This window comes from Bordetella genomosp. 9 (assembly GCF_002261425.1).
GTDB lineage: Bacteria > Pseudomonadota > Gammaproteobacteria > Burkholderiales > Burkholderiaceae_B > Bordetella_C.
Window position 1 is genome coordinate 1,522,982 of sequence record NZ_NEVJ01000003.1, and the last position, 26,311, is coordinate 1,549,292.

The following is a 26,311-nucleotide window of genomic DNA, read 5'->3' on the forward strand; positions in this document are numbered from 1 at the left end:
CTTTTTTCTTGCCGTCACGATGGGGAAAAGGCCAACGTCAGCGGGGCTTGATATCGCGGTCTCGGCCCAGGCCAACTACCCGAGCTTGATGTCGCGCTCGCGGATCAGCGTCGTCCATCTCTCTGTTTCCTCCGCAATCAAGCGTGCGAAAGTTTCCGGCGTGTTGGGCTGCAGGGGCGCCACATAGCCCTGTGCCATGAATGCATTTTGCAGGCGCCTGTTCAACAGGACTCTGTTCGCGCAGTCGTTCAGCTTCGCAATCAGCTGGGGAGACGTTCCCGCCGGTGCCAGCAAGCCCAGCCAGGTTTCCATGTCCACGCCGAGGACGCCGGATTCCTCCATGGTCGGGACACCAGGCAGGGAAGGCACCCGTTGCCGGGCCATGACGGCAAGTGCTCGCACGGCGCCCGTCTTTAAATGAGGAAGCACGCCAGCCAGGGAGAAGACCAGGAGATCGACGCGTCCGCCGACGAGGTCGACCATCGCGGCCGCCCCGCCCCGATAAGGTACGTGCAGCAGCTTGGTTTGCGACTCTGCCTGGAACAGCTCACCCAGCAGGTGGGTATCCGACGCGACGCCGGTCGATGCATAGGTCAGCATTCCGGGATGCGCTTTCGCCAGGGAAATCACGTCGCCGATCGACGCGATAGGGCCCTGCGCCGACGTCACGATTACGTTCGGCATCCGCGCGAGCAAGCCGATAGGGACGAAGTCACGCGACATATCGTAGTCGAAGTGGCTATACATCGCCTTGTGCAGCGTATTGGAACGCGTGCCGATATATAAGGTATTGCCATCCGGTGCGGCCCGCGACACGAACTCGGCCGCGATATTGCTGGCCGCGCCAGGCTTGTTCTCGACCACGATGTCCCGGCCGAGCGGCTGCGCGAAGTGTGCGGCCAGCAGGCGCGCCAAGGTATCCGCGCCGCCGCCGGGGGGATAACCCACCACCAGGCTAATGGGCCGTCGCGAAGCCGAACCGTCCACATCGTCAGCCAGTACGTTCATGGGCAACACTCCACTCAACACGGAGAATGCTGCGAGTTGGCGTTTGCGAAAGTTGATCTCCGTTTCCATGCGACCTCATCGTGGAAGTATTGATGGCTGGGGGCAGGCCCCAAACGGCTGGATCAGTGCCCTGTTACGGCGGTGAGTTCCCTTGATTCCAACGTTCAGAACAGATGCGCGGGCGACGACGACCAGGCAATCGCGAGATGGCAAAAAAAAGCCTGCCGGAACGGCAGGCTTTGGGGGCGATACGAGACCGGTCAGGCGACCGCGCGCGACATGCGCTTGCGTTCGTTTTCCGTCAGGTAGCGCTTGCGCAGGCGGATCGACTTGGGGGTGACTTCCACCAGCTCGTCGTCGTCGATGAATTCCACCGCGTATTCCAGCGACATCTGGATCGGCGGAACCAGGCGGACGGCTTCGTCGGTGCCCGAGGCGCGGATGTTGGTCAGCTGTTTGCCCTTGATCGGGTTGACGACCAGATCGTTGTCGCGGCTGTGGATGCCGATGATCATGCCTTCGTACAGCGCGTCCCCGGGGTTGACGAACATGCGGCCGCGGTCCTGCAGCTTCCACAGCGCGTAGGCCACGGCTTCGCCGTTGTCCTGGCTGATCAGCACGCCGTTACGGCGCTCGCCGATGCTGCCTTCGCGGGCCGGCGCGTACTCGTCGAAAATGTGGCTCATCAGTCCCGTGCCGCGCGTCATCGTCAGGAACTCGTTCTGGAAGCCGATCAGGCCGCGCGCGGGAATGCGGTATTCCAGGCGGGTGCGGCCGCGCCCGTCGGGCTGCATGTCCAGCAGGTCGCCCTTGCGGCGGCCCAGTTCTTCCATGACGCCGCCCTGGTGCGCGTCTTCCACGTCCACGGTCAGCAGTTCGAAGGGTTCGTGGCGCACGCCGTCGATTTCCTTGAACACCACACGCGGCCGCGAAACGGCCAGCTCATAGCCTTCGCGGCGCATCGTTTCCAGCAGGATGGTCAGGTGCAGTTCTCCCCGGCCCGACACTTCGAACACGGTATCGTCGCCGGTATCGCGCACGCGCAGCGCGACGTTGGACTTCAGTTCGCGATCCAGGCGGTCGCGCAACTGGCGGCTGGTGACGAACTTGCCTTCCCGGCCCGCCAGCGGCGAGGTGTTGACCATGAAGTTCATGGTCAGCGTGGGCTCGTCGATACGCAGCATGGGCAGCGCGTCTTCGGCGGGCGAGGACGCATCCATGACCGTGCAGCCGATGCCGATGCCTTCGATGCCGTTGATCAGGACGATGTCGCCCGCTTCCGCCTCGGCGACCACTTCGCGCTCCAGGCCCTTGAATTTCAGCACCTGGTTGATGCGGCCCTTGCCGCTTTCGCCGTCGGGACCGAAGCGGTACTGGACGTCCATGCCGCTGCGGATGCGGCCGCGGTTGACGCGGCCCACGCCGATCTTGCCGACGTAGCTGCTGTAGTCCAGCGAAATGATCTGCAGCTGCAGCGCGCCGTTGGGGTCGTCGTTACGCTGCGGCACATGCTGCAGGATGGCCTCGAACAGCGGGCGCATATCGCCTTCGCGCACGTCGGCCGTCATGCCGGCGTAGCCGGACAGGCCCGACGCGTAGATCACCGGGAAATCCAGCTGTTCCTCGGTCGCGCCCAGCTTGTCGAACAGTTCGAAGGTGGCGTTGATGACGAAGTCCGGACGCGCGCCCGGGCGGTCGATCTTGTTGACCACCACGATGGGCTTCAGCCCCAGGGCCAGGGCCTTGCGCGTGACGAAAATCGTCTGCGGCATCGGGCCTTCCACAGCGTCGACCAGCAGCAGTACGCCGTCGACCATGGACAGCACGCGTTCGACCTCGCCGCCGAAGTCCGCGTGTCCCGGGGTATCGACGATGTTGATGTGCGTACCCTCGTATTCGACCGCGCAGTTCTTGGCCAGGATGGTGATCCCGCGTTCCTTTTCCAGGTCGTTCGAGTCCATGACGCGCTCGGTCACGGCCTGGTTTTCGCGGAAGGTGCCCGATTGGCGCAGCAGCTGGTCGACCAGCGTGGTCTTGCCGTGGTCGACGTGGGCGATGATGGCGACGTTGCGCAAGGCGCGAGTCATAAAAGATCCTTTAAGGTGAGGCGGGCGCCAGGCCCGCCGGCAATTCATTCAGGGGCAGCAAAGCCTGCTTGGGGTCGGCCATGGCCTGCAACGCATCCAGCGTGACCGCGCCGTCCAGCGCGAACGGTCCCACCTGGGTACGGCGCAGGGCCACCAGATGCGCATGGCAGCCCAGCGCCCGGCCGATGTCCTGGGCCAGGGTACGTATATAGGTGCCCTTGCTGCACAACACATCTATTTCCGCCGTCATGCCGTCGCAGCTCAGCAAGTCGACGCGATGCAAGGTCACCTGTCGGGCCTCGCGTTCCACTTCCACGCCGGCGCGCGCGTACTCGTACAAAGGCTTGCCGTCGCGTTTCAGGGCGGAATACATGGGCGGAATCTGCGTGATGGTGCCCACGAAACGTGACAGCACATCGCGCAAGGCGGTCTCGTCCACCCCGGTGAAACTCTCCGGGGCGCGCGCCACGACGTTTCCGGTCAGGTCGCCGGAGTCGGTTTCCTCGCCGAAGCGCAACGTGGCGCGATAGCCCTTGTCCGCGCCCAGCATCACGCCGCACAGCTTGGTGCCCTTGCCCATGCAGCACACCAGCAGGCCCGTGGCGAACGGATCCAGCGTGCCGGTATGGCCCGCCTTGGCGGCGTCCAGCGTGCGGCGCGCGCGCTGCAAGGCGTGATTGCTCGACAAGCCTTCGGGCTTATCCAGCAGCAGGACACCGTCGAGCATCAGCCCGCGTCGTTTGGCCATCGTCTTATCCGAGAAAAACGCCGTGACGACAGCCCCTCAGGACTGGTCTTCCGGTTCGTCGGGCTCTGCCCGGTAGGAACCGGGCTGGTTGGCACGATCGATCAACTGCGACATTTCAATGCCGCGCGCGACCTGCTCGTCATGGAAGAACCGCAGCGTCGGCACGGTATGGATATGCAGCATGCGGTACAGCTGCGAATGCAGCCAGCCCGCCTTGTCATTGAGCAAGCCTTCGGCGACGGCCGGTTCCGCGCCCAGCACGGTGAAGTACACCTTGGCGTGCGCGTAATCGGGCGACAGCTCGACACCGGACAGCGTGATCAGCCCTGCCCGCGCGACGTCGAGTTCGCGCTGGATCAGTCCGGCCAGATCCTTCTGGATCTGGTCGGCCAGCCGCAGGTTGCGGCCGGGGATCGCTTTGGATTTATGACGGCTCATACTGAGCGCGCGATGCTTACAGCGTCCGCGCGATTTCCTTGATCTCGAAGACTTCCAGCTGGTCGCCCACCTGGATGTCGTTGTTGCCACGCAGCGTCAAGCCGCAATCGAAGCCGGCCTTGACTTCGCGCACGTCGTCCTTGAAGCGGCGCAGCGAATCCAGGTGGCCGGTCCACGTAACGACGTTGTTGCGCAACAGGCGGACCTGCGAATCGCGACGCACCACACCGTCGAGCACCATGCAACCGGCGATATTGCCCACGCGGGAAACCGTATAGATCTCGCGGATTTCCACCAGGCCGATGATCTCCTCGCGCTTTTCCGGCGCCAACATGCCCGACATGGCCGCCTTAACCTCATCCACGGCGTCGTAGATGATGTTGTAGTAGCGCAGGTCGATGCCGTTGCCATCCGCCAGCTTCTTGGCGCTCTGGTCGGCGCGCACATTGAAGCCGATGACGACCGCGTTGGACGCGATGGCCAGGTTGACGTCGCTTTCCGAGATACCGCCCACCGCGGCGTGCACGACCTGCACGCGCACTTCTTCGGTGGACAGCTTCTGCAAGGCGTTGACCAGCGCTTCCTGCGAACCCTGCACGTCGGTCTTGACGATCAGCGCCAGGGTCTGCGTGCCTTCGCCCATGTTGTCGAACATGGATTCCAGCTTGGCGGCCTGTTGGCGAGCCAGCTTGACGTCGCGGAACTTGCCCTGACGGAACAAGGCGATTTCGCGCGCCTTGCGTTCGTCGGTCAGCACCATGAGTTCGTCGCCGGCGGCCGGCACGTCGGTCAGGCCCTGGATTTCGACAGGGATGGACGGACCGGCGGCCTGCACCTGCTTGCCGTTCTCGTCCAGCATGGCGCGCACGCGGCCGAAGCTGGCACCCGCCAGCACGACGTCGCCACGCTTCAGCGTACCGCTCTGCACCAGGATGGTGGCCACCGGACCGCGACCCTTGTCCAGGCGCGCTTCGATGACCAGGCCCTTGGCGTGGGCGTTGACGGGCGCCTTGAGCTCCAGGATTTCGGCCTGCAGCAGGACGTTTTCCAGCAGATCGTCGATGCCCGCGCCAGTCTTGGCCGACACGTTCACGAAAGGCACGTCGCCGCCGTATTCTTCCGGCACGACTTCTTCCGCGACCAGCTCCTGCTTGACGCGCTCGGGATTGGCGTCGGGCTTGTCGATCTTGTTCACCGCCACGACCAGCGGCACGCCGGCGGCCTTGGCATGGTGGATGGCTTCACGCGTCTGCGGCATCACGCCGTCGTCCGCGGCCACCACCAGGATGACGATGTCGGTGGCCTTGGCGCCGCGCGCACGCATGGCGGTAAAGGCTTCGTGGCCCGGGGTATCCAGGAAGGTGACCATGCCGCGATCGGTCTCGACGTGATACGCGCCGATGTGCTGCGTGATCCCGCCGGCTTCGCCCGCGGCGACCTTGGCGCGCCGGATGTAATCCAGCAGCGAGGTCTTGCCGTGGTCGACGTGGCCCATGACGGTGACCACGGGCGCGCGCGGCAGCAGTTCGGCTTCCTCGCCTTCGGGCGCGGTTTCGTCCAGGAAGGCTTCCGGGTCGTCCAGCTTGGCGGCGATGGCCTTGTGGCCGAGCTCTTCGACCACGATCATGGCCGTTTCCTGGTCCAGCACCTGGTTGATGGTGACCATCTGGCCCAGCTTCATCAATTGCTTGATGACTTCCGCGGCCTTGACGGACATCTTGTGCGCCAGATCGGCCACGGTGATGGTTTCGGGCACGTGGACTTCGCGCGCGATGAATTCCTGCGGCGCCTGCTCCACCGAACCGCCGCGACGGTCGGATTGCTGGTTGCGGCCACCACGGCCACTGGACTTGCCGCCGGCCTTGCCACCCGCGCGCCAGCCATCGCGGCTGGGCGCGCCGGCGGGCTTGTCGGCCGGCTTCTTGCGCGCGCTGTCGTCCGTCCAGGTCGACGAGACTTCGGCGGTCTTGATGGTCTTCTTGGTGCCGGTACCGGGCGCCGGCTTGGCGTCCTTCTTGGCGCCGCCACCGGGCTTGGCCGCGGGCTTGTGCAGCGTGCCGGACAAGGCGGCGGCAGCGGCCGCGGCCGGCTGTTCCGGCTCGGGCGCGCGCAGCACCTTGCGCGGACGGTTCAGCATTTCGCGCAGCGCGGCGGCTTCGGCCTCGGCGGTACGGCGGGCTTCGTCGCGTTGCGCCGTGCTCATCGTCTGGGCGGGCGAGGCGGCGGGCGGCGGTCCACGGCGGGCGTCGCCAGGGCGCGGGCCCTTCGATACGGTGGGCTTGGGCGCGACGGGCATGCCGGGACGCTGGCGATCGTCCTGGCCGGCCGGCGACGGCGCGGCGGCGGGCGATGCCTTGGATGCAGCGGGACTTTCGGTTTCAGGCTTTTCGGAAACCGCGGTGATATCTGACGTGTTCACGGACTCTTGCGGGACAGCTTCGACCGGCGGCTCGGCGGCGGGGCCGGCGGCGGCTGCCACGGGTGCCTCGTGTTCGGGTTCCGGCTGGATGGATACGGGCGCGGCCTGCGGTTCCTGCGCGGTCGCGGTTTGCTCGGCGACGTCCGGCGTGGCGGCGGAATCGTCCGCCGGCGCCGGCGTTGCCGCTTCGGCGACAGGCGCGGGCGCCTGGGGCTCGGTCGCGGCGGGCGCGCTGGCTTCGACAACCGGCTCGCTGGCTACGGGTTCTTGCGTCGCCACCGGCGTCTCGACGGTGGCCGCCGGGGAAGCGGCCGCCGTGGTAGCGGCCGCCGTGGTGGCGGGCGCGGCATTGGCGGCCGGCGCGGCGGTTTCAGGCGCGGGCGTGGCAGCGGGCGTGGTGGCCGGCTGTTCAGCCGCATCGGCCTGGGCACGCGTGGCGGCGGCTTCGGCGGCCAGTTCGGCCGGATCGCGCTTCACGAACACACGCTTCTTGCGCACCTCGACCTGAATCGTGCGCGAACGTCCGGTGGCATCCGCCTGGCGGATTTCCGACGTCTGGCGACGCGTCAGCGTGATTTTCTTGCCCTCGGCGGCCCCGCCATGCGCGCGGCGCAGCGAGTCGAGCAGTTTCGCCTTGTCGCTGTCGGTGACGGCATCGTCCACCGATTTGAGGTCAACGCCGGCCGAGCGCAGCTGGTCCAGCAGCACATTGGCAGGCATTTTCAGCTCGGTAGCGAACTGGGCGACGGTATTGCTCGACATTAGGCTTTCTTCCTGTGTACGGCGATATAACAATATGACTTTGCGCAATCCAAAAAAACAAGTTCGGGAAGGCCTCCGGGCTGGATCGCCAGGCGGGGCCCTTCCCCCGGTACCGCTACTTTTCCTCGTTGAACCAGTGCGCGCGCGCCCGCATGATGAGCTCGCTGGCCTGGCTTTCGTCGAGGCCCGAGATTTCGGCGAGCTCATCCGTGGAGAGCTCGGCCAGGTCGTCGCGGGTATGCACCTTACGCTCGGCCAGGCTCGCGGCCAGTTCGGGCGTCATGCCTTCGAGTTCGAGCAGGTCCTGCGCGGTTTCGATACGCTCTTCCTGGGCGATGGCTTCGGTCAGGAGGGCGTTGCGCGCGCGGGTGCGCAACTCGTTGATGGTGTCTTCGTCGAACGCTTCGATTTCCAGCAGTTCCTGCATGGGCACGTAGGCGATCTCTTCGAGACCCGTAAAGCCTTCATCGATCAGGATGTCGGCCACTTCTTCGTCGACGTCCAGCTTGTTCATGAAGGTGCCGCGCAAGGCGGAACGTTCGACTTCCTGCCGGTTCTGGCTTTCTTCCGGCGTCATGATGTTGATCTGCCAGCCCGTGAGCTCGGAAGCCAGGCGTACGTTCTGGCCCTTCGCGCCGATGGCCTTCGGCAGGTTTTCCTCGTCGACCACCACGTCCATGGCGTGCTTGTCTTCGTCCACCACGATGGACTCGACATTCGCCGGCGCCAGCGCGCCGATGACGAACTGCGCGGGATCCTCGGACCACAACACGATGTCCACCTGTTCGCCGCCGAGCTCATTGCGCACGGCGGTCACGCGCGAACCGCGCATGCCGACGCAGGTGCCGATCGGATCGATGCGCTTGTCGTAGGCGATGACGGCGATCTTGGCGCGCACACCGGGATCGCGCGCGGCGGCCTTGATCTCCAGCAGGCCCTGTTCGATTTCCGGCACTTCGTTTTCGAAGAGCTGGCGGATGAATTCCGGCGACGTGCGTGACAGGATCACCTGCTGGCCACGCGCCGCATGGTCGATGCGCAGCACGTAAGCCCGCACGCGGTCGCCCACGCGCATGTTTTCCTTGGGGATCATTTCCGAGCGCGGCAGGCGGGCTTCGATCTTGCCCGTTTCGATGATGGCGTCGCCCTTGTCCATGCGCTTGACGGTGCCGGACACAATGGTTTCGCCACGTTCCAGGAAGTCGTTCAGCACCTGTTCGCGTTCGGCGTCGCGGATCTTCTGCAGGATCGCCTGCTTGGCCGCCTGCGCGCCGATACGGCCGAACTCGATGGGTTCCAGCGGTTCTTCGATGTACTCGCCGACCTGGATATTGGGCACGGCTTCCCGCGCGTCGGAATACATTTCCTGCTTGTCGGGTTCCTGCAGCCCCGCTTCATCGGGCACGACGAGCCAGCGACGGAAACCTTCATGGCTGCCGCTGTCACGATCGATGGAAACACGGATGTCCGCGTCTTCCTTGAAGCGCTTTTTCATGGCCGAAGCCAGCGCGCTTTCCAGCGCTCCGAACACCACATCGCGCGACACGTTCTTTTCGCGCGCCAGAGCGTCGACCAACAGAAGAATTTCGCGACTCATCGCTTTTTGCCTTTGAAATCCAGGACCGGATCCAGCTTGGCGCGCTCGACTTCGTCAAACGTAAAATTCACCACCTGGATATCGTCCTTCTTTGCCTCAAATTCCACGCCGAAAACCGCTTTGCCCTGATCCTGCTCCGGCGCTTGCGCGGACGCGACCAGGGTGCCGGTAAAGACCTTGCGGTTTTCCACGGCCTGCCGCAGCTTGACTTCCACGCGCTGTCCCGCGAAGCGAATGAAGTCGGCTTCGGTGCGCAGCGGGCGATCCACGCCGGGCGAACCGACCTCCAATCGCTTGTAATCGATGTTTTCGACTTCGTAGACCCGCGACAATTGGCGCGAAACCTGCTCGCAATCTTCGATGCGCACGCCTTCCGGGCGGTCGATCGTGACGCGCAACAGGCCGAGCGCGGCCCGCTCGACGTCGACGAGTTCGACGTCCATGCCGGACAGCGCTTCCTGGGTCAATGCGAATAAATCAGCCATATACTCGAAAAAAATGGGCTGCAAGCCCAGCCCATTCGTTATTACTCTTATTACGTGGTTTCGCGTGGCATCGCCTTTTCGGTAGAGCCACGGCTTTAGCCATGGCCACCCAAGGACAACTATCGGGCCAACCATCGGTCCGAACACGCGACCGCAGCAAACCAGCCCACGAAACCAGCTATCCTACCACAAATTAGGCAAAATTGCCTGATGCGTCCAGGGTTTACGTATTCGGGGCCGGACTGCTACCTACCTTGATCCGCGGCCGCCCCGTCCCCCGATCACGCCCAGGCGCGACTCGTGGGCCGCCGCGCCGCGCGGCTGCCAGTCGTCGCCGCGGCCACCACCGCCGCCACCGCCACCGCCGCCACCCGGACGCGGCCCCTTGGGATTGCCGTTGCCCCGCTTCTTGCCGGGAGCGGCATTCTTTCCGGGTGCGGCACCCTTGCCGGGCCGGCCGCGCTGCGGCCCCTTGCCTGGCGCGCCAGGATGGCCCTGCCCCGCCTGGCCCTGCCCTGCGTGGTTGCCGGGATTCGCTCCCGCGGCATTCACCGCCGCGCCGTTGCCGCCGCCCGGCTTGCCCTTGCGCCCGGATTTTCCGCGCGCCTGATGCTGCCCGCCCGGCGCATGGCCCGCGGCCTGCCCGGAACCCTGGCCTTGGCCCTGCCCTTGTCCGGGACGCTTGCCCGGCCCGCGCCGCTGCTTGCCGCCACGGGCAGCGCCGTCATTGCCCATGGGATGTCCGTTGGCATAGCCACCGGTCACCAGCAGTCCGGTCCCGAAGGGATCGGACGGGTAGGACATGCCGCCCAGCGGATTCTTGGCCGCGCGGCCGCCACCCTGCAGCTTGCCGCGGCGACCGATGCGGGCGCCGTTCATGCCATTGTTCTGCAAGGTGCCGAAGCCCGGCGGCAGCGCGCTGTCGTGCGATTGGGGCTGCTTGGGCCGCCGGCCGCTTTCGTCGTCGTCGCGCAGCAGGCCGAGCTGCACCATGAGCGCGGTGACCAGATTGGGGTCGAGCTCTTCCCAGCGGCCGCGCCGCAGGTTGCGCGGCAGGACGACATCGCCGAATCGCGTCCGGATGAGCCGGCTGACGGTCACGCCTATGGCCTCGAACATGCGGCGCACTTCGCGGTTGCGGCCTTCGTTCAGCGTGACGCGGTACCAGCGGTTGCTGCCTTCGCCGCCCAGGTAGTCCAACGACCCGAACGCGGCCTTGCCGTCGTCCAGGTCTATGCCTTCGACCAGGGACGCACGCTGCGCGGCGTCCATCTCACCCAGGACACGGACGGCGTACTCGCGTTCCGCGCCATACCGGGGATGCATGATGCGATTGGCCATATCGCCCGACGTGGTGAAGATCAGCAGGCCTTCCGTATTCAGGTCCAGGCGGCCCACCGACAGCCATTTGCCGGTGCGCAGCTTGGGCAGGCGCGCGAAAACGCTGGCGCGTCCGCCCGGATCGTCATGGCTGACGATTTCGCCGGCGGGCTTGTGATACAGGATCACGCGCGGCGGCTTGCGGGTGTTGACGCGCGTGATCAGCTTGCCGTTGACGCGCACCTGATCGCCAGCGGCGACGCGCTGCCCGATATGGGCGGGCTCGCCGTTCACGGACACGCGGCCGGCGACGATCAGCTCTTCCATTTCGCGCCGCGAGCCTATGCCCGCGTCGGCCAGCACCTTGTGCAGCTTGGGCATCACGGCTTCGCTGTTCAGGTACTTGTTCAGCCGCTGTTCCATGCGGGCAGTCTTGTCGAGGTAGGCCAGGGCCTGTTCGGCTTCCCGCTCGTTACCCGGGGACACGGCCTCGGCATCGGCGGCGGCGGAGCCATGCGGCTGCATTGCCGCGCCGGCCTCCGCCGTGGATTCCGCGCCCGACACGGCATCGCCGCGACGGCGGCGGAAAGGCGTGCGCAGCTTGCGGCCCTTGCCGCGGTTGCCCGGCGCGGGCGCTTCGCCTTCCGCCGCGACGCCCGTATGGGCGGATGCGGCGTCGGGTTGGCTGGATGCCGCGCCGACCTCGTCACCGAAGGAAGCGGGCGCACTTTCGGATCCGTAAGAGGACGGCGTGCCTTCGGACGTCCCCCGTTGTGCCTGGGAGGGGGCGCGGGTAGGTGCGTGAGTAGGTGCGTGGGAAGGTGCGTCGGCCGGTGCGTCCGCGGCATCCGCCGCGTGCCCCTGGAAGCCACTTCCGGCTTGCGGGGCGACGGCGGATTCAGCAGTTTTGCGTCTGCGGGGGCGTTTGGGCGGCTCGGCTTCGGCCGGCTGCGCCACCGCGGACGGCGCGGCTGTTTCGGCCGGACCATCCAGAGGCAGCGCGGCCTGGTCCGCGTCCGACGCGCGCGGTTTGCGGGCGCGGCCGCGCGGTGCTCGCGTGGCGGCCGCATCGCTCGCGGCCTGCTCCATCACATCGCCGCGCGGCGCGCTGTCGGCCGTGGCTCGGGGGGCGTCACCGGGGACGTCGGCAACCGCTTCGCCAGCCCGTGCACCGCGCGGTGTGCGCGTGGACGTGCGGCTTGCGGTCTTGCGCGCGGTTTTCCGCGCGGGCGCCGTGGGCTGCGCATCGCCGGCGGATTCGGGCGGAGCGCCAGCCGATTGCGCGCTGGCCGGCGCGTCGGCGGCCGGCGCGGCCTCGTGAGCGCTGGCGGCGGGATCGGTCCTGGCGCGCGCCGGGCGGCGGGCGCGGGGACGCGGCGCCGGCTTGGCGTCCGCGGTGGCTGCGCCAGCGCCGGCGTCCTGCGTGGGTGCGCCGGGCGTAGCCGCCGCGCCTTTGTCGCGCTGATCCATGACATCGTCCTGCACGTTCTTATTGATACTCACTGGGACTACTCCAGAATTCACTCTTTACGCGGCGCGCCGGGCGCGTCGTCATTGTCTTTGTCGGTCTGCCCGGGAGGGATTTCGGGCGTCTGGCCGGGCACGGGCGGTTCGATTTCGGGCGTCGGATCGGTGGGTTCGATCTCGGGGCTTCCACCGGGCGGCTCGATTTCGGGATGCTGGCCGGGCGGCGTGATTTCAGGGCGATGGCTGCCAGGCTCGATGGTGTCGTGGTCGGGGACGGGAATTTCGGGCTCCTCCGGCGTGGGGCCGGTGGCGGCCCGCATATCGGCCGCGGCGGTTTGCAGGCCTTCCGTATCAGCGTCGGCTTGAACAGGATCGGCTTGAGTTTCGGTTTCAGCGTCGGCTTGGGTAGCGTCCGCTTCGGTTTCGGTATCCGCGTCGGCTTGGGCAGCGTCAGCTTCGGTTTCGGTTTCGGTTTCAGCGTCGGCTTGAGCAGCGTCCGCTTGAGTTTCGGTTTCCGCGTCGGCCTGGACGCCGTCCGCGTGGGTTTCAGTTTCGGCGTCGGGTTGGGCGGTGTCGGCTTGCGCCTCCGCCTGAGCTTCGGCCTGCGGTTCGGCCTGCACATCCGCCGCGATGGCGATGCCGCCGGTCAGATCCAGCCCTTCCAGCGCCGCCATGGCGCCACCCGGTTCCAGCGGCGGCAGCTCATCCAGCGCGCGCAGCCCGAGATCATCGAGGAACTGGCGCGTGGTGCCGAACAGGGCCGGTCGCCCCGGGGCGTCGCGATGGCCGATGACTTCGATCCAGCCGCGATCCTCCAGGGCCTTCACGATCTGCGACGACACGGTCACGCCACGGATATCTTCGATATCGCCGCGCGTCACCGGCTGTCGCCATGCCACGATGGCCAGGGTCTCCAATACGGCGCGCGAATATTTGGGAGGCTTCTCAGGGCTGAGTCGTTCGAGATAGCGCTGCATGGCGGGACGGCTCTGGAAACGCCAGCCGCCGGCCAGCGATATCAATTCGAGTCCGCGGTCTCTCCACGCGGCTTGCAGGCTTTCCAGCAGGCTGTCCAGGCGGTCGTTATCGATACCGTCATCGTCGGTAAACAGCCTGCGCAACTCGCCACGCGGCATGGGTTGCGGCGCGCACAACAGCGCCGTTTCTATCACCAGGGTTGCCTCGCTATCGTTCATCGATATGTCAATTCATCGGGGTTGGAAAGGCCTTCGACTTGCCAAGGCTGAAAAACTGAAGTAATATTTCTTTCTCAGACGCGGGGTGGAGCAGTCTGGCAGCTCGTCGGGCTCATAACCCGAAGGTCGTAGGTTCAAATCCTGCCCCCGCAACCAAACAGTACGCAGACAAGGCTTGGCGAATCCGCCAAGCCTTTTTTGCTTTGCGGGCCGGGAAAGCGCTTCGACAAGCATCGAGGTTTCGGCAAGCAAAGCGATTTCTGCACGCATCGGGGCTCCCGCATGCATCGGGGCTTCCGCAAGCACCGCGCCGCTCGAATCGAAATCGAAACGGGCACAGGCAAGCGCGCTACTCTGCCATGTGGCACGAGCCTGCGCGACACCGATACACGTCTGTGCGTAAGCAGCCGCTGACCGCGGCTTGAACCCGAAAAACGCTAGCAAGAAAACCTCGGCCAAGAAGGCTGGTTTGCGATACCAAGCGGTGCCGAGGAATGCAAGCGCAACCCCGAACCGAAAATGCCGAAAGGAACGATATGGCAACGGAGACGGACGGACAGTATCCGCGTAGCCCTTGTAGGGATACCTGGTGCGGCATCTAAGAAGTGAACTGAGCCGTCCGGCATTACCCCGAATGTCGGAGCGTCTTTTTATTGCCGTTTTAACCCTGCGTGTCGACGGAGTGGCGAAAGCGGGCGCGATACACGCGAAACACCCGCAACAGTCTAGCGGGGCATGCCCATCTTTGGCCGTCTGTGATCAAGCCAACCGCCTGCAGGAACCTACAAATTATACCCACATTAACGGTTTCATAGGAGAAAAATCCCCGGGGCGAGATGGTGTTGGATGCGCGCATCGAGCGCCGCGCCATCGATACCGCGGGCGATGAAAACCAGGCGCGCGTCTTCCCTGCCCTCGGGCCATCCGGACAGGGGCAGGATGGGATAAAGCTGGTCGTGCACGCCGTGCACCGCGCTGGGCGCGGCATCCCCATCGAAGCGGACCAGCCCTTTCATGCGCAGCAGCGACTGGCCCAACTCCCCTTGCAGCGCCGAGATGCCGCGCACGAAAGCCGCGCGCGGCACCGATGGCGGCAGCGCCAGCGTCGCGACCGCGACGTCGTGCGGCGGCCGCGCGGACATGGCGCCGCCGGACCGCAGGACGCCCAAGCCAGGGCCCGCCAGCCACGACGCGCCCCCTGCCCCGCCGGCGCCCGACGGACGCGCGCGGTACGGACGCTCCCCCAGCAAACCGTCAGGCAAGGCGCCGCTGGCGTCCAGCACGTGCACATGGGCCGTCGGATTGACTTGCGACACGGCCAGGCGGGCCGCCTCCCGTTCAGCGGCGGACGCCAGGTCGGCCTTGCTGATGACCACCTCGTCCGCCAGCGCGAGCTGTTGCGCGGCCTCGGGCTGGTCGTCGATCTGCGCGGCGATCCGCTGCGCGTCGGCGACCGCGATGGTGCCGTTGTAGACGTACCGTTCGGCCAGGAAGGGCTCGTGGCGCAGCGTGAACAGGATGGGCGCGGGGCTGGCCAGGCCGCTGGTTTCGATCAGCACGTGCGGGAAAGGCCGGATGGCGCGGCGCAGCGCCAGCAGGAACAGGTCGCGCAAGGTGTCGACCAGGCCACCGCGCACCACGCAGCAGATGCAGCCACCGGCCACGACCCGGACGTTGTCACTCACATGGCGCACCAGGTGATGGTCCACGCCTATGCTGCCGAACTCGTTGATGATCACGGCCGCCTGCGCGTACCGTGGGTCGCCCAGCATGCGGTTCAGCAACGTGGTCTTGCCGCTGCCCAGGAACCCGGTCAGGACGGTGACGCCGATACGGGCGTCGGGCGTGCCCACAGCGGTCAAGGGCAGACCGCGACCGCGTTCACTTCGATCAGCGCGCCGTAGTGCAGCGCCGTCGTGGGAACCACGGTACGCGCCGGCCGCGCGTCGCCCATCACCGATTCGTACACGGCATTGACCTCGCCCCACAGCGAGACGTCGGGGATAAAAATCTGCACGCTGACCAGATTGGCCAGCGACGTCCCGGCCGCCTCCAGGATCGCGCGCACGTTTTCCAGGCACTGCCTGGCCTGCGCCGCCATGCCGTCGGGCAGGATGCGTTCGCCGCCTGGCGCATAGGGCAACTGGCCGGAGACGAAGACAAAGCCATTGGCCTTGATGGCTTGCGAGTAATGCCCCGCGGGCAGCGGCGCGTCGATGGTCTGGATGCGTTCGATCATGGTGGATGACGGGGTAGGTAAAGGGGTGTACCGCAGGGTGTATGGCCATCATACCGGGTTCACCCGTATGGCTGGCCGCCGCCGCGCGTCACCATCGCGGATCGCGATGGTGGTTTTCCCAAAAACCACGCCAAGGCCTTGATGCAGCATGCATCATTACTCGCCGCGATGCCTGGCATCGACGAGCAAATAAAAACAGAAAGGAGACATCCATGAAGAGCCTCTTGGCAGTGGCGCTGTGCGCCGCCGCGATCGCCTGCGGCACGGCCGCCGCCCAAACGAAGACGCCCCCGGAAAAGAAGGAAATCAAGATAGGCGCGGCATCCACGGGCATCACCTATCTGCCCGTCATCATCGCCAGGCAGCTGGGCTACTTCCGCGATGAAGGACTGGACGTGACCATCGCCGCGTTTTCGGGAGGATCCAAGGCGCTGGAATCCATGCTGGGCGGCAGCACGGACATGACGGCGGGCGCCTACTCCAACACGCTGACCATGGCGGCCAAGGGCCAGAAACTGGTGACCATCGCGGCACAGGTGGTGTGCCCCGGCTGGGTCTTCGGCACATCGAAGAAGAACTTCGGCAAAGTGAAGACGCCTGCCGACCTGAAAGGGATGCGGGTGGGCGTGAGCGCCCCGGGTTCCAGCACGCACATGGTCGTCAACTACATCCTGAACAAGGCCGGCCTGAAGCCCGACGACGTATCCATCATCGGCGTGGGCCAGGCCGCGGGCGCGGTCGCCGCCGTCCGCGCGGGGCAGATCGACGCACTCATCGTCAACGATCCCGTCGCCACGGTGCTGGTGGACGGCGGCGATCTCAAGCCCCTGGCGGAGTTGCGCACCGCCGACGGCAACAAGCAGGTCTTCGGCGCGGACTATCCGGAATCCAGCATCTACGCGACCAGATCCTTCGTCGACAAGAACCCGCGCACCGTACAGGCCGTCGCCAACGCCATCGTGCGCGCCGAGCACTGGATGGCCAAGGCCACGCCGCAACAGGTGGTGGAGACGGTGCCGGCCGAGTACGTCGTCGGCGACAAGGAACTGTATGCCAGATCCTTCCAGAACAGCCGCCGCTGCCTGTCGACGGATGGCGTCATCACGGATGAAGGCGCGCGCACCGTGCGCGACGTACTGGCGGCCTTCGATCCGTCCATCGGCGCCGCGCATATCGACCTGGCGGCCACCTACGACAACCGCTACGTGAAGAAGGCCGGGGAAACACAGCAATGAGAGGAGCCATGCTGCGCAGTATCGACACTCCCACGCATGCGACGTCCAGGCAGGCGGCTCCCGAGCGCCAGGCGCTGCATTTCGATGGCGTGACCTGCACCTTCGCCAGCAACGAGGGCCGCGGCCAGACGTACACCGCGGTACGCGACGTCGACCTGGCGATACGCGACGGCGAATTCGTGTCCGTCGTCGGACCCACCGGCTGCGGCAAATCCACGTTGCTGAACGTGGCCGCGGGGCTGATGCGCCCGTCCTCGGGCACCCTGAGCATCTTCGGCGAGCCCTTGACGCAGGGGCTGAACAAGGACGCATCCTACCTGTTCCAGGTGGATGCCCTGATGCCCTGGAAAACCGCGGAAGACAATATCGCCGCGGGCCTGGTCTTTCACGGCACGCCGAAGGCGCAGGCCCTGCAGTCGGCGCGCGAATGGCTGGAACGCGTCGGGCTCGCGGGCCATGGCAGGAAATATCCCCACCAGATGTCCGGCGGCATGCGCAAGCGCGCCGGCCTGGCGCAGGCCTTGATACTGAACCCGCGCATCCTGCTGATGGACGAACCCTTCAGCGCCCTGGATATCCAGACCCGCCACCTGATGGAAGACGAGCTGCTGCGCCTGTGGTCGGCCGACCGCAAGTCCGTGGTGTTCGTCACGCATGACCTGGAAGAAGCGATTTCGCTGTCCGACCGGGTCGTCGTGCTGTCGGCCGGCCCCGGCACGCGCCCCATCGCGGAATTCGAGATCGACCTGGAGCGTCCGCGCGAAGTCGCCGAAATCCGCATGACGCAGCGCTTCCTGCAGCTGCACACCGAAATATGGGAAGTACTCAGAGGGGAGGTCCTGAAAAGCTATGCCAGCGCTCGCTCTTGATCCGAACAACCGCGTCCTGGTGCTCGCCACGCGCCTGCTGCTGCTGGCGGGCGCGGTATTCCTGTGGTGGCTGGGGACCAGCCGGGAATGGCTCTCGCCCTTCTTCTTCGGCGATCCGGTGGGGGTGGCGCAACGCATCGTGACCTGGTTCGCCAGCGGCTCGATTTTCATCCACCTGTACACCACGCTGATCGAAACGCTGCTGGCCTTCGCCATCGGGACCATACTCGGCCTGGGATGCGGATTGTGGCTGGCGCTGAACCCTTTTCTGGCGGTGGTGACGGACCCGTTCATCAAGGCCTTCAATTCCATGCCCCGGCTGATCTTCGCGCCCATATTCGCGCTGTGGTTCGGCCTGGGCATCTGGTCCAAGATCGCGCTGGGGGTCACGCTGGTGTTCTTCGTGGTGTTCTTCAATGTGTTCCAGGGCGTGCGCGAAGTCAGTCCCGCGGTGCTGTCGAACACCCGCATGCTTGGCGCCAGTTCGCGGCAACTGATGCGGCACGTCTACATGCCGTCGGCGATGAGCTGGGTGTTTTCCAGCCTGCACAACGCCGTGGGTATCGCCTTCGTCGGCAGCGTCGTCGGCGAATACCTGGGATCGGAGAAAGGCGTCGGCTACCTGATCCTGCTGGCCGAAGGTGTCTTCGACATCAACTCCGTGATCGCCGGCATCCTGCTGCTGACCGTGTTCGCGCTGGTGCTGGATACCACGGTCTCGCTGTTCGAAGACCACTTCATGCGCTGGCGCCCCGTCGCCGGCCAGACCGTGGCCGCCAGCGCCTGACAGCCGCGCCAGGACCGCCTGCCTCCGTATTGGACGTCCGTGGCGTGGCCCGCCCGGAATACTGTGAAACACGATAAAGGAAACGTATCTTGCAAACGAACTCGATCGCTTTGACCGGCCGCGTGGCCGTGGTGACCGGCGGCGCGCAGGGCATAGGGTTGACGGTGGTACGCCGCTTCCTGGAGTCCGGCGCGCGCGTCGCCATCTGGGACGTCAACGCCGACGCGCTGGCCAAGGTAAAGCAGGAACTGCGCGGCGCCGGCCACGAGGTGCACACCGAGCACGTGGACATCGCCGACTACGCCAGCGTGGAAGCCGGCGTGGCCGGCACGCTGCGCGCCCTGGGCAAGCTGGAAATCCTGATCAACAACGCCGCCATCGTCGGGCCCAACACGACGCTGGCGGAGTATCCGCTGGACCAGTGGCGCAAGGTCATCGACATCGACGTCAACGGTACCTTCTATTGCTGCCGTGCCGTGACGCCCATCATGATCGCGCAGAAATACGGCCGCATCGTCAACGTGGCGTCGATCGCCGGCAAGGAAGGCAATCCGAACGCGGCGGCCTACAGCTCGGCCAAGGCCGCGGTCATCGCCATGACCAAGTCGCTGGGCAAGGAACTGGCCGCGCACGACATCGCCGTCAACTGCGTGACGCCGGCCGTGGCGCGCACGCCGGGCGCCATGGAGCAGCAGTCGCCCGAGCATATCGCCTACATGCTGAGCCGCATCCCGCGCGGGCGCTTCCTGGAGCTGAACGAAGCCGCGGCGATGATCGCCTGGCTCGCCAGCGAGGAAAACTCCTTCACCACCGGCGCGGTCTTCGACCTGTCCGGAGGCCGGGCCACCTATTGAACGGCCGCGCCGTCGCGTTTTCCGCCGGCGGCACGCGGCCGCCAGGCGTTTTCCATGCACACAGGAGTTGAAGATGAAGTTGCTACGCTACGGCGCCAAGGGACAGGAAAAGCCGGGCCTGCTGGATCGGCAGGGCCGCATACGCGATCTGTCCGGGCACATCGCCGACATCGGCGCCGCCGCGCTGTTGCCCGAATCCCTGGATCGTTTGAAGAAGATCGACGCCGAGTCCCTGCCCCTGGTGCCGGGCAAGCCGCGGCTCGGGCCCTGCGTCAGCGGCACGGGCAAGTTCATCTGCATCGGCCTGAACTACTCCGACCACGCGGCCGAGACCGGCGCCACGGTGCCGCCCGAGCCCATCATTTTCATGAAGGCGACCAGCGCCATCACCGGGCCCGACGATCCCATCGAGATTCCCCGCAACTCGGAAAAGACCGATTGGGAAGTGGAGCTGGGCGTGGTCATCGGCAAGGCGGCCAAATACGTGCCGGAAAGCGAGGCCATGGCGCACGTGGCCGGGTATTGCCTGATCAACGACGTATCGGAACGCGCCTTCCAGGCCGAACGCCAGGGGCAATGGACCAAGGGCAAGTCGGCCGACACCTTCGGCCCCATCGGTCCCTGGCTGGTCACGCCCGACGAAATCGCCGATCCGCAGGCGTTGGCGATGTGGCTCGAAGTGAACGGCCATCGCTACCAGAACGGCAGCACGGCGACCATGGTCTACGGGGTGCGCTATCTGGTGTCCTACCTTTCGCAGTTCATGTCGCTGCAGCCGGGCGACATCATCTCCACCGGTACGCCGCCGGGCGTCGGCCTGGGCCAGAACCCGCAGGTGTACCTGAAGGCCGGGGATGTCGTGACGCTGGGGATCGAAGGGTTGGGCACGCAGCGGCAGGACGTGATTCAAGGATAGGGAGAACGACATGATGATGCGCTACGCCGCGGCCGCGGTTTCGCTTGCCTTGCTGGCCGGTACGTCACTGGCTGCCCAGGCCCAGAACGCGCCGGAGAAAACCAGGCTGCACCTGGCCGCGGCCGGCGTGGGCTTTCCCTATCTGCCTTTCGTCATCGCCAGCAGTCGGGGCTACTTCAAACAGGCGGGGCTCGATGTCGATATCGGCGTGTACAGCGGCGGCGCCAAGGCGCTGCAGGCGCTGATGGGCGGCAGCGCGGACTTCGTCGCGGGGGCGTACTCGAACACCATCACGATGGCCGTCAAGGGCCAGAAGCTGGTGTCCTTCGCCATCCAGGCGAATTGCCCGGGCTTCGTTTTCGGCGTCACCAAGGCCAGCCGCGACAAGATCAAGTCGTATGCCGACCTGAAGGGCAAGCGCATCGGCGTCAGCTCGCCGGGATCCAGCTTTCACATGGGCGTGAACTACCTGCTGAGCCGCGCGGGTGTGAAGCCTGAAGAGGTCTCCATCATCGGCGTCGGCTCGTCTTCCGGCGCGGTGGCCGCGGCCCGCGGCGGACAGGTGGACGCCATGATGTCCAACGACCCGGTCGCCACCATCCTGCAGGACAGCGGCGACCTGTTCCCCCTGGCGGCGATGCGCAGCCCGGAGGCCACGCAAAAGACCCTGGGCGGCAACTATCCGGAAGCCGCGGTCTACGCGACCAAGGACTTCGTCGACAAGTATCCCAACACGGTGCAAGCCATCACCACCGCCATCGTGCGCGCCGAACGATGGCTGGCGCAGGCCACGCCCGAACAGGTGGCCGCCGCCGTGCCGCCGGAATATGCCCTGGCGGACAAGGAGGTCTTCGCGCAGGCTTACACCAATATGCGCGCCTGCCTGTCGCATGACGGAGTCATGACCGACGAAGCCGCGCGCACGGTGCGCAATGTATTGGCCGCCTTCGATCCCGCCATCGCGGCAGCCAAAATCGATCTCGGCGCGACCTACACCAATCGTTTCGTGCAGCAGGTGCCCAAGCAATGAGCCCGGCGACCGACGACTTCACGGTGATGGCGAGCGGGCTGATGTTTCCCGAAGGCCCGGTGGCACGCGACGACGGTTCCGTGGTGCTGGTGGAAATCCAGCGCGAAACGATCAGCCGCGTCACACCCGACGGCAATGTCGAAGTGCTGATCGAGACGGGCGGCGGCCCCAACGGCTTGGCCGCGGGCCCGGACGGAGCCTACTACATCGCCAACAACGGCGGCTTCCTGTTCCAGACCATCGCCGGCTACAACCGCACGCGGGCGGGCGTGCATCCCGGCTATACCAGCGGTCGCATCGAACGCTACGACCCGAATACGGGCGAGTTGCGCACGCTGTACGACCGCTGCGGCGATGCGCCGTTGTGCGGACCGAACGACCTGGTGTTCGACAGCCAGGGCGGCTTCTATTTCACCGACTTCGGCAAGAACCGCAAGCGCGACCGCGACCATGCCGGCCTTTACTACGCACTGGCCGACGGCTCGATGATCGTCGAAGTCGCGTATCCGCTGACCACCGCCAACGGCGTCGGCCTGTCGCCGGACGAACAGGTGGTGTACGTATCGGAGACCGAGACCGGGCGCGTCTGGGCATTCGACCTGGACGGACCGGGCCGGCCGCGCAGGCATTCCTACCCTTCTCCCAACGGCGGGCGCCTGCTGTGCGCCCTGCCCGGCTATCAGCGCCTGGACAGCATGGCCGTGGACGCCCATGGCAACATCTGCGTGGGTACGCTGGTGACCGGCTGCATCACGGTGATCGCGCCGTCCGGCGAGATCCTGCGCCAGGTCATGCTGCCGGATCCCATGGTGACCAATATCTGCTTCGGCGGGCCGGATCACCGGACGGCCTACATTACCTTGTCGGGCACGGGCCAGTTGATCAGCATGGCGTGGCCCGACCCCGGGCTGCGCCTGCCTTACGGCTAGCGCGGCACGGGCATCGCGCGGCGCCCGCGGCTAAGAGCGCGGTCTTTCGCTGTGTTCGCTCAGATGCTTGATCAGCGACTGCACGGGCGCCGGCAGCGTTTCCGCGTCGCGCACGCAGATCTTCCAGTGGCGCATGGCCCAATCCTCGTCCAGCGGCACGGCGACCAGCGGGCCGGACGATACATAGCGGGCGGCATGGTGCTCGGATACCAGGGCGATGCCCAGCCGCGCTTCCACCATGCTGCGGGCAGGCTCGAAACCGTTCACGCGGATGCGGAAGCGCAAGGGGAAATCCAGGTCCGCCGCGGCCCGCAGGACCAGCGAGTTCAGATAGCTGCCGGGTTGCGGCCCGACCAGCTCATGCTCGGCGACCTGACGGAAGGTCAGCTTGCGTGCCTTGGCCAGCACATGGTCGGCCGTCATGATGACGACGAGCCGGTCGCTGTGATACGGGTAGACGCGCAGGCCGGGCACCAGGGCGTTGCCGCCGAAGATACCGATATCGGCAGCGTTCTCCGCCACGGCCCGGACGACTTCCGGACTCAGGCTTTCCTGCAGGTCGATGCGCAGCGCGGGATGCAGCGCCAGGAAGTCGCGGATGTCGTTCGCCAGGTACTGCACGATGGTCGAGAGGCTGGCGTGCAGGCGTATCTGCCCGCGCAGGCCTTCGGCGTGATCGAACAGCTCGCTTTCCATCTGCGACAGATCGCGCAGGATCACGCGCGCATGGTTCAGCAGCGAATGCGCGGCCGGCGTCAGCTCCAACCCTTTGTTGCTGCGGAGAAACAGCGGCGTCTTGAGCATGTCCTCCATCTGCGAGATGCGCTTGCTGACCGCGGACGGCGCAATGTTTTCGGCCTCCGCGGCGCGCGAGATGTTCAGGTGTTCGCAGACCGCCACGAACAGCTTGAGCGACAACAGGTCGAAACGCATCCGCCTCCTCCGACGACATGGTCTCTACGGCCGGATGCCGCCGGGCAGAGCGCGGTCCTGCCGCCGCGCGCGCCCGCTGTCCGACCTGGAGCTTAAAGCGCGCTGACTCGGGGTGTGCCGCCAGGCGCGTCAGCACTATACAACGCGGATTGGCGGCGGCACCGCGACGCGCGCGCCGCGCGTCCGACAGCGGCGGGGATTCTCCTCCTACCGCCAAAAGCGCCATCCCTGCGGACTCCACCCGCGCCGGGCGGCGCTTCCTGGCGTACTGTTTGCGCTGCGCACGCGGATATGTTGCCCACAGGGAGCCGGCCAATGAACGATCCACACGAGCTGTACATCGATTTGCGCAAGACCGATAGGCTTATCGCCGAATGGCGGCATCAGCTGGATTGCCAGTACCGCATGATCGCGACGCTGCGGCGCCAGCGCGCGCTGGCGTGGCGCGAGAAGCTGCGCGCCCGCGAAATGGAAAACCGGATCGCGGCGCTATCCGCGCATCGCGATGCCTTGATCAGGACGGCGGCGGCGCGATCGCTCGCCGCGCCGCATGCGGACGTCGGCGATGCGGCCGCCGTGACGCACGGTGCGGCGCTGGAAACCTCCGCCGAGCCTAAGTCTGCCGGGCCGGCAGGCTCGAAATAGCCGCGGCGCGGCGGCGCTGCAACGTCACGGACCACAGCCACAGCGGCATGGCGCCTATCGCCAGCAGGCTGCCCACCCAGCCGGTGGAGGTCCACCCATACCCCGCCGCGATCGCCAGTCCACCCAGGAAAGGTCCCAGCGCATTGGCTGTGTTGAAGGCGGAATGATTCAGCGCGGCGGCCAGTCCCTGTGCGTGTTCCGCCACGTCCATCAGCCGGGTCTGCAGGACCGTCGCCAGCGCCCCGCCCAGGCCGATCAGGAAGACGCTCAACATCACCAGCCAGAGATTGCCGGCCATCAAGGGAAACAGCGCCAGCACCACGGCGGTCCACACCAGCAGCAGACCCGCGGTGCGCATGATGGCCCGGTCCGCATAGAGCGGCACCACCATATTGCCGACAGTCAGTCCAACGCCGAACACGCTCATCACCAGGGGCGCCATGGCCGGCGACACGTGGGTGACGGCGGTCAGCGTGTCCGCCAAGTAGGTATAAACGGCGAACAGGCCGCCGAAACCGATGGCGCCTATCCCCAGCGTCAGCCACACCTGGCCGCGACGCAGGGCCGTCAGCTCACGCAGCGGACTGGCCGTGGGATCGGCCGGCGTGTGCGGCGCGAACAGGCGCACGCTGGTCATGGTCGCCACCGCCAGCAACGAGACCAGCGCGAAGCTCCAGCGCCAGCCCACCGCCTGCCCCAGCCAATTGGCCAGCGGCACGCCGACGATGGTGGCGAAGGTCAGGCCAAGGAACACCCGCCCCACCGCGACGGTGCGGCGGTTGGCCGGCACCAGCGAGCTGGCCAGCAGCGACGCGATGCCGAAGTAGGCGCCGTGCGGCAGACCGCTCAGGAAACGTGCCGCGAGCATCGCGTGATAGTTGGGCGCCACGGCGCTCAAGCCATTGCCGATGGCGAACAACCCCATCAACAGGATCAGCAGCGTCCGCCTGGGCAACCTCGCGCCCAGCACCGCCAGCACCGGCGCGCCCACCACGACGCCCAACGCGTAGGCACTGATCACATGGCCGGCGGTCGGCGCATCGATACCCAGGCTGGCCGCGAAATACGGCAGCAGGCTCATGGTGGCGAATTCGGTGGTGCCGATGGCGAAACTGCCAACGGCGAGCGCGACGAGAACAAGGCCTAGCCGATGCGGCACGGCGGGCTGAGCGGTCATTTGAAACGGTCCGGGTTGATAGTGCAGGCGACCGCAGGAAGAGACGGGGGCGCCCGTGGCAGCACGGAAGCAAGAATTGCTGCGATGCAACGAGTATTTTACGCGGGCTTTGCGCGATGCGAAGAACCCGATGTTGGCAAGGCGGTGTTGGTTGTATGCAAGCGAGTTTGGCAAAGGATCGCCTCTTGGCTAAACCAAAGGCGTCTGGTGTGGATAAACAGGTTTCTACTCATCCCTCATCGCTATCGCCGCCCATGCACGAGTTTCGGTCTATCCCCACGATCCGCTTGCGACTGGCCTTGCCATTGGTACTGCTGGCACTCGCGGGATGCGCTGCAAACGTGCTGAGTTCGCCCGCCTCGCTCAGTCCGGCGCCAGAGCTGTCGTCGTCGCCGGTGCTGGTGGCCCGTGAGGAGGCCGACATCACCTTGCCGACCCAGTACACGCGACGCATACCAATGCACTCGCGATGGCGGCTGGTCGGTCACCTGCCCGAAGGCGACGTCTACCGACCGGTCGACACAGTCTTCACCATCGAAGGCCGCCAGGTGCATGAAGCCTATCTGGTGGTGTCGGGTGGGAATCTCGTTGGGTTTTACCTACCTGGGGAGAAGCGCTATTCGGCGCTGAATTCCCGCATTCCTCTCAACTTAGGAGAAGCGCAGTGAAGCGCATGTTGAAGCTTACGGCAGTCCTGGGAGCCGTCGCCCTGATGGCCGGTTGTGCCGCCACCGGCGCCAAGTACGCGGAAATGTCATCCGCGATCCCGCGGATCCCTTCCGGCGAAGGCCGTGTGTACTTCCTGCGCTCGTCGTCGTTTGTGGGCGCGGGGGTACAACCTGAGATCCGCTTGAACGGTCAGGTCGTCGGCAAATCCCAGCCGGGTGGATTCTTCTACGTCGACCGCCCGCAGGGCAACTACCAGGCAGCGGCGTCGACCGAGACGGAAAAAACCTTGAGTTTTGCACTTGATGCCGGCGAAACGAAATACGTGCGGGAAGAAGTCTCGATGGGCCTGATGGTCGGCCGCATCGTGCTGACGCTGGACCCGGCTGAAAAGGCGCAGGCGGATTTGCCGTCATTACGCTTTACCGGTGCCGGCACGGGTGTGGCAAAGCAATAACCAGGAAGGCCAGTCCTCGGTCGCGGCGTTTCAGGCCGACGCCGCGT

Annotated in this window: 22 protein-coding genes, 1 tRNA gene and 1 pseudogene; 11 read left to right on the plus strand and 13 right to left on the minus strand. The window is 66.0% G+C overall.

The window, feature by feature from the left end:
* Positions 1 to 75 precede the first annotated feature (75 nt).
* The 9 genes and pseudogenes from CAL26_RS18035 to scpB all read right to left on the minus strand — a co-directional run bounded on the left by CAL26_RS18035 (position 76) and on the right by scpB (position 13,527).
* On the minus strand, positions 76 to 1,077 hold the full coding sequence (locus CAL26_RS18035; protein ID WP_094848185.1) for a tripartite tricarboxylate transporter substrate binding protein: 1,002 nt from the start codon (positions 1,075 to 1,077) through the stop codon (positions 76 to 78).
* 191 nt (positions 1,078 to 1,268) lie between these two features.
* Entirely contained in the window at positions 1,269 to 3,095 is a 1,827-nt protein-coding gene (gene typA, locus CAL26_RS18040) for a translational GTPase TypA (protein ID WP_094848186.1), read from the minus strand.
* A gap of 10 nt (positions 3,096 to 3,105) precedes the next feature.
* A complete protein-coding gene (gene truB, locus CAL26_RS18045; RefSeq protein WP_094848187.1) occupies positions 3,106 to 3,843 on the minus strand; it encodes a tRNA pseudouridine(55) synthase TruB in 738 nt (245 codons plus the stop codon).
* Between the two features lie 36 nt (positions 3,844 to 3,879).
* A complete protein-coding gene (rbfA, locus tag CAL26_RS18050) occupies positions 3,880 to 4,281 on the minus strand; it encodes a 30S ribosome-binding factor RbfA (RefSeq protein ID WP_086065957.1) in 402 nt (133 codons plus the stop codon).
* 16 nt (positions 4,282 to 4,297) lie between these two features.
* Positions 4,298 to 7,462, minus strand: coding sequence for a translation initiation factor IF-2 (gene infB / locus CAL26_RS18055; protein WP_094848188.1), 3,165 nt, complete (start codon positions 7,460 to 7,462; stop codon positions 4,298 to 4,300).
* 115 nt (positions 7,463 to 7,577) lie between these two features.
* Complete coding sequence (gene nusA / locus CAL26_RS18060) at positions 7,578 to 9,059, minus strand: transcription termination factor NusA (RefSeq protein WP_094848189.1); 1,482 nt, start codon at positions 9,057 to 9,059, stop codon at positions 7,578 to 7,580.
* Positions 9,056 to 9,544 carry a ribosome maturation factor RimP gene (gene rimP / locus CAL26_RS18065; RefSeq protein ID WP_094849948.1) on the minus strand — a complete coding sequence of 163 codons (489 nt, stop codon included), beginning with the start codon at positions 9,542 to 9,544 and terminating at the stop codon, positions 9,056 to 9,058. Before rimP ends, nusA begins: the two co-directional genes overlap by 4 nt.
* Before the next feature lie 249 nt (positions 9,545 to 9,793).
* A pseudogene (gene rluB / locus CAL26_RS18070) lies at positions 9,794 to 11,581 on the minus strand (23S rRNA pseudouridine(2605) synthase RluB); the annotation flags it as partial.
* Positions 11,582 to 12,384: 803 nt separating this feature from the next.
* Positions 12,385 to 13,527, minus strand: a complete 1,143-nt coding sequence (scpB, locus tag CAL26_RS18075; RefSeq protein WP_094848190.1) for an SMC-Scp complex subunit ScpB — start codon at positions 13,525 to 13,527, stop codon at positions 12,385 to 12,387.
* A gap of 79 nt (positions 13,528 to 13,606) precedes the next feature.
* On the opposite strand from scpB, the gene CAL26_RS18080 reads away from it, so the two are divergent.
* A tRNA-Met gene (locus tag CAL26_RS18080) sits at positions 13,607 to 13,683 on the plus strand.
* Between the two features lie 653 nt (positions 13,684 to 14,336).
* On the opposite strand, the gene CAL26_RS18085 is transcribed toward CAL26_RS18080, so the two are convergent.
* Entirely contained in the window at positions 14,337 to 15,380 is a 1,044-nt protein-coding gene (locus tag CAL26_RS18085) for a CobW family GTP-binding protein (protein WP_306437111.1), read from the minus strand.
* Positions 15,381 to 15,385: 5 nt separating this feature from the next.
* Positions 15,386 to 15,766 (minus strand): RidA family protein, encoded by a 381-nt coding sequence (locus CAL26_RS18090; RefSeq protein ID WP_179283389.1) that lies wholly within the window; start codon positions 15,764 to 15,766, stop codon positions 15,386 to 15,388.
* A gap of 212 nt (positions 15,767 to 15,978) precedes the next feature.
* Here CAL26_RS18090 and CAL26_RS18095 point away from each other — a divergent pair, with 212 nt between their 5' ends.
* From CAL26_RS18095 to CAL26_RS18125, 7 genes are all read left to right on the plus strand, one after another.
* Complete coding sequence (locus CAL26_RS18095) at positions 15,979 to 17,001, plus strand: ABC transporter substrate-binding protein (protein WP_094848191.1); 1,023 nt, start codon at positions 15,979 to 15,981, stop codon at positions 16,999 to 17,001.
* A gap of 8 nt (positions 17,002 to 17,009) precedes the next feature.
* Positions 17,010 to 17,870, plus strand: coding sequence for an ABC transporter ATP-binding protein (locus CAL26_RS18100; protein WP_094848192.1), 861 nt, complete (start codon positions 17,010 to 17,012; stop codon positions 17,868 to 17,870).
* Positions 17,851 to 18,657, plus strand: coding sequence for an ABC transporter permease (locus CAL26_RS18105; protein WP_094848193.1), 807 nt, complete (start codon positions 17,851 to 17,853; stop codon positions 18,655 to 18,657). The genes CAL26_RS18100 and CAL26_RS18105 overlap by 20 nt, the downstream gene beginning before the upstream one ends.
* A gap of 89 nt (positions 18,658 to 18,746) precedes the next feature.
* Positions 18,747 to 19,511 (plus strand): SDR family NAD(P)-dependent oxidoreductase, encoded by a 765-nt coding sequence (locus CAL26_RS18110; protein WP_094848194.1) that lies wholly within the window; start codon positions 18,747 to 18,749, stop codon positions 19,509 to 19,511.
* Between the two features lie 73 nt (positions 19,512 to 19,584).
* Positions 19,585 to 20,427 (plus strand): fumarylacetoacetate hydrolase family protein, encoded by an 843-nt coding sequence (locus CAL26_RS18115; protein ID WP_094848195.1) that lies wholly within the window; start codon positions 19,585 to 19,587, stop codon positions 20,425 to 20,427.
* Between the two features lie 13 nt (positions 20,428 to 20,440).
* Positions 20,441 to 21,457: an ABC transporter substrate-binding protein gene (locus tag CAL26_RS18120; protein WP_373454521.1), complete on the plus strand. Its 1,017-nt coding sequence runs from the start codon at positions 20,441 to 20,443 to the stop codon at positions 21,455 to 21,457.
* Positions 21,454 to 22,386 carry an SMP-30/gluconolactonase/LRE family protein gene (locus CAL26_RS18125; protein WP_094848197.1) on the plus strand — a complete coding sequence of 311 codons (933 nt, stop codon included), beginning with the start codon at positions 21,454 to 21,456 and terminating at the stop codon, positions 22,384 to 22,386. Before CAL26_RS18120 ends, CAL26_RS18125 begins: the two co-directional genes overlap by 4 nt.
* A gap of 30 nt (positions 22,387 to 22,416) precedes the next feature.
* Here the strand turns inward: CAL26_RS18125 and CAL26_RS18130 are convergent, their stop codons facing one another.
* Positions 22,417 to 23,319: a LysR family transcriptional regulator gene (locus CAL26_RS18130; RefSeq protein WP_094848198.1), complete on the minus strand. Its 903-nt coding sequence runs from the start codon at positions 23,317 to 23,319 to the stop codon at positions 22,417 to 22,419.
* Positions 23,320 to 23,634: 315 nt separating this feature from the next.
* Here CAL26_RS18130 and CAL26_RS18135 point away from each other — a divergent pair, with 315 nt between their 5' ends.
* Positions 23,635 to 23,964, plus strand: a complete 330-nt coding sequence (locus CAL26_RS18135; RefSeq protein WP_094848199.1) for a hypothetical protein — start codon at positions 23,635 to 23,637, stop codon at positions 23,962 to 23,964.
* On the opposite strand, the gene CAL26_RS18140 is transcribed toward CAL26_RS18135, so the two are convergent.
* Positions 23,933 to 25,141, minus strand: coding sequence for an MFS transporter (locus CAL26_RS18140; protein ID WP_094848200.1), 1,209 nt, complete (start codon positions 25,139 to 25,141; stop codon positions 23,933 to 23,935). The two genes, CAL26_RS18135 and CAL26_RS18140, sit on opposite strands and share 32 nt — an antisense overlap.
* 185 nt (positions 25,142 to 25,326) lie before the next feature.
* Here CAL26_RS18140 and CAL26_RS18145 point away from each other — a divergent pair, with 185 nt between their 5' ends.
* Together CAL26_RS18145 and CAL26_RS18150 are read left to right on the plus strand one after the other, a co-directional pair.
* Positions 25,327 to 25,809, plus strand: coding sequence for a hypothetical protein (locus CAL26_RS18145; protein WP_256988518.1), 483 nt, complete (start codon positions 25,327 to 25,329; stop codon positions 25,807 to 25,809).
* On the plus strand, positions 25,806 to 26,264 hold the full coding sequence (locus CAL26_RS18150; protein WP_094848201.1) for a DUF2846 domain-containing protein: 459 nt from the start codon (positions 25,806 to 25,808) through the stop codon (positions 26,262 to 26,264). The genes CAL26_RS18145 and CAL26_RS18150 overlap by 4 nt, the downstream gene beginning before the upstream one ends.
* Positions 26,265 to 26,311 lie beyond the last annotated feature (47 nt).